Raw genomic sequence first — 3,609 nt, 5'->3', positions numbered from 1 at the left:
CCGCGCCCGCCGAATCCATCCTCGAAAAAGTCAACCGCGGCCGCGTCGCACTTCAAGCCGCCAAGCAAAACTGAGACACTACACTAGGACCAATCATGACATTTCTGCAGATTCGCGACCTTCACAAGTCCTACGGGGACATGCCCATCCTCAAGGGCGTCTCGCTCGAGGTCGCCAAGCACGAGGTCGTCTGCCTCATCGGAGCCTCCGGCTCCGGCAAGTCGACGCTGCTGCGTTGCATCAACGCGCTCGAGCCAATCAACTCCGGCGAGATCCTGGTCGACGGCGACCAGGTGACAGGCCGCGGTGTTGACTTGAACGCCTTGCGCCGGAATGTGGGCATCGTCTTCCAGTCCTACAACCTGTTTCCACACATGTCGGTGCTGAGGAACATCACCCTGGCCCCCACCATGGTTGGCGGCGTGTCCAAGGCCGCCGCGGAGGAACGCGCCCTCGAACTGCTCGAGAAGATCGGTCTCAAGAACAAGGCGGGATCCTTCCCCGACGCCTTGTCCGGCGGCCAGCAGCAGCGGGTGGCCATTGTCAGGGCCATGGCCATGGACCCACAGGTGCTGCTGCTCGACGAAATCACCGCGGCACTCGATCCCGAGCTCGTCGGCGATGTACTGGAAATCATCCGCGAACTTGCTGTCAGCGGATTGACGATGCTTCTCGCCACCCACGAAATGGCCTTCGCGAAAGACGTGGCCTCACAGGTCTGTTTCCTCCACCAAGGCAAAATCCTGGAGCGCGGAACCGCCCAGCAGATCTTCGAGGATCCGCAGGAGGAGCGGACCCGGCAGTTCCTGAGCCGCGTCGTCAAAGCCGGCCGGCCGTAGCGCGGACTCCAAAGACAAGGCAATGGCGTAGCCCGTGACCGGGCCACGTCATTGCCTTGCTTGTCTTGCCTACCGGTGTTTTTGGCTTCAGCTCCGGCGGCGTTCCACAAAGGCCGCAACGCGTTCCTTGCTGTCGGGCAGGGAGACCAGCCTCGAAATCGTCTCGACCTCGTCGGCCAGATGCTCGGCATAGGCCGAGAGCCTTGCGCTGGTCAGTAGTCGCTTCGTCGGGCCCAAGGCCTGGGTCGCTCCCCCGGCGAGACGCTCCCCCAACTGCCGGGCCCGGTTCCGCAGATCGGCCTCCTCAACCAGTTCAGTGACCAAACCCCAGTCCAGGGCCTCCTGTGCGGTGGCCACTCGGCCACCGAGCCCAATCTCGGCGGCACGGCGCGGGCCCACTATCTGGGGCAATAGGTACGAAACGCCGCAGTCCGGTGTCAACCCAATCCCGGCATAGGCGCTTAGGAACGACGCCTTGGGCGTGGCAAGCACAAAATCGGCGTTGAGCACCAGACCGAGGCCGGCGCCCGCGGCAGGTCCGTGGACCGCGGCAATCGTCACAAGCCGGGACCGCGCCAAGCTCAGGAGTCCTGCGTGCATTGTTCCCGCAAGGGTTCGCAGGAAATCCGCCGGATCCGCGGAACCAGCCATCCCGGCCACGTCCCCGCCGGCGCAAAAGAACTTGCCCGCTCCCTGGAGAACAAGGACATGGCAGCCCGCGTCGGCCTCCGCCTGGTCGATGGCGGCACAGAATTCATCCGCCAGCGGGATGCTCAACGCGTTGGCCTCATTCGGCCGGTTCAACGTCAACCACAGCAGTGCACCGTCACGTTCCACCGTGATCGTTTCGAACGTCATTGTTCTCCTTGAGGCAGATTGACCGGGCTGTTAGCAGGATACGCGATGTGCGGCCGGTTTCAGCGGCGCCCGCAACCCGCGAAAACAACCGCGTAACGCAGGAAATTCCCAGCCGTAACGCTGCGCAATACGGATTACTTGCTGCTATCTTGTGCGCCCTACCGTGGACCCATGACTTCTTCCGTTTCAACTCCCAAGGCGTCGAGGCTGCCCAAGTGGGCCGGCTCCTTCGGCGTGCAGATCATCGCCGGCCTGCTGCTCGGTCTCATCCTCGGCCTGATCGCCAAGTCGCTGGGCGGGGACCCCAAGACCGATCCCAACGCACTCACCACGGTCCTGACGACGATCGGCTCCAGCTACGTCTCGCTGCTGAAGGCGGCCGTGATCCCGCTGGTGTTCACGGCCGTCGTCTCCTCCATCGCCAACCTGCGCCAGGTCACGAACGCGGCCCGGCTGGCGTGGAACACGCTGCTGTGGTTCGCCATCACGTCGCTGATCGCCGTGACCATCGGCATCGTGCTGGGCCTCGTGTTCCAGCCCGGCACCGGCACCGGCCAGGGCGCGCCGCCCGAGTACAAGGGCCACACCGGTGACTGGTGGGCCTTCCTGATCGGCCTGGTCCCCTCCAACTTCATGGGCATCGGCGCCAGCACGGACACGACCGCCGCCGGCCAGACGACCGTGGGCATCAGCTTCAATGTGCTGCAGGTGCTGGTCATCGCCATCGCCGTCGGCATCGCCGCGCTGAAGGTCGGCAAGCCGGCCGAACCGTTCCTGGCGCTGAACGCGTCCGCGCTGGCCGTCATCCAGAAGGTGCTGTGGTGGATCATCCGCCTGGCCCCCATTGGCACGGTTGGCTTGATCGGCAAGGCCGTGTCCACGTACGGCTGGTCGACGATCGGCTCGCTGGGGAAGTTCACCGTGGCCATCTACCTGGGGCTGGCCCTGGTCTTGTTCGTCGTCTACCCGATCCTGGTGCGCAGCCATGGGCTGTCCATCAAGCAGTACTTCTCCGGTGTGTGGCCGGCCGTCCAGCTGGGCTTCGTGTCCCGTTCGTCCGTGGGTACGCTGCCGCTGACCCAGCGCGTGACCGAGCGCAACCTGGGTGTCCCGCGCGGCTACGCCTCGTTCGCCGTGCCGCTGGGCGCCACGACCAAGATGGACGGTTGCGCCGCCGTCTACCCTGCCGTCTCCGCGATCTTCGTGGCCCAGTTCTTCGGCATCCACCTGGACTTCAGCCAGTACCTGCTGATCGCGCTGGTCTCCGTGCTCGGTTCGGCCGCGACGGCCGGCACCACGGGCGCCGTCGTCATGCTGACGCTGACGCTGTCTACGCTGGGCCTGCCGCTGGCCGGCGTCGGTCTGTTGCTCTCGATCGACCCGATCCTGGACATGGGCCGCACCGCGGTGAACGTCGCCGGCCAGGCCCTGGTCCCGACCCTCGTGGCCAAGCGCCAGGGCATCCTGGACGAGGCGCTGTACAACGCGCCGCGCACCGGCACGCCGTTCGCGGACGACGCCGATGCCGCCCTGGGTGCCGATGGCACCGTTGCGTCCGGTAGGGACGGCTCGGGCAAGGACCGCGAGATGGTCACCGCCTAACCTGATTGTGACCTGAGTGCCACCCGCCCGTGCGGGAGTTGAACGGAACCGTGACAGGCCCCGGTGGGATTCCGCCGGGGCCTGTCACGGTTGCGGACACTGTCGGTGGGTGCTGATACGTTCAGGATCAGTGGGCAGATTGGCATCGATTCAATCCGATGCCGAGTTCAATGACTAGTACACAGCCTGTGGACAACGTTTCATCCTTTCCTCCACAGGGACCCACATATTCCGGAGTGTTTTGGTCGACACGCTCGCATCGGCACGAAGAGTCTTGGGCAATATGTTCCAAAATCATTGACACAATGTG

At 64.7% G+C, this 3,609-nt stretch carries 3 protein-coding genes; 2 read left to right on the top strand and 1 reads right to left on the bottom strand.

The window, feature by feature from the left end:
- Window positions 1–95 precede the first annotated feature (95 nt).
- Entirely contained in the window at window positions 96–839 is a 744-nt protein-coding gene (locus EJC77_RS20150; RefSeq protein WP_125617079.1) for an amino acid ABC transporter ATP-binding protein, read from the top strand.
- 87 nt (window positions 840–926) lie between these two features.
- Here EJC77_RS20150 and EJC77_RS20145 read toward each other — a convergent pair whose 3' ends face one another.
- Window positions 927–1,697, bottom strand: a complete 771-nt coding sequence (locus tag EJC77_RS20145) for an enoyl-CoA hydratase/isomerase family protein (protein WP_125617076.1) — start codon at window positions 1,695–1,697, stop codon at window positions 927–929.
- A gap of 171 nt (window positions 1,698–1,868) precedes the next feature.
- Between EJC77_RS20145 and EJC77_RS20140 the strand changes: the two genes are divergently transcribed.
- Window positions 1,869–3,299 carry a dicarboxylate/amino acid:cation symporter gene (locus EJC77_RS20140; RefSeq protein WP_125617073.1) on the top strand — a complete coding sequence of 477 codons (1,431 nt, stop codon included), beginning with the start codon at window positions 1,869–1,871 and terminating at the stop codon, window positions 3,297–3,299.
- Window positions 3,300–3,609 lie beyond the last annotated feature (310 nt).

The organism is Specibacter cremeus, from assembly GCF_003946885.1.
Taxonomy (GTDB): Bacteria; Actinomycetota; Actinomycetes; order Actinomycetales; family Micrococcaceae; genus Specibacter; species Specibacter cremeus.
This window is presented reverse-complemented; position numbering and strand designations above follow the sequence as displayed.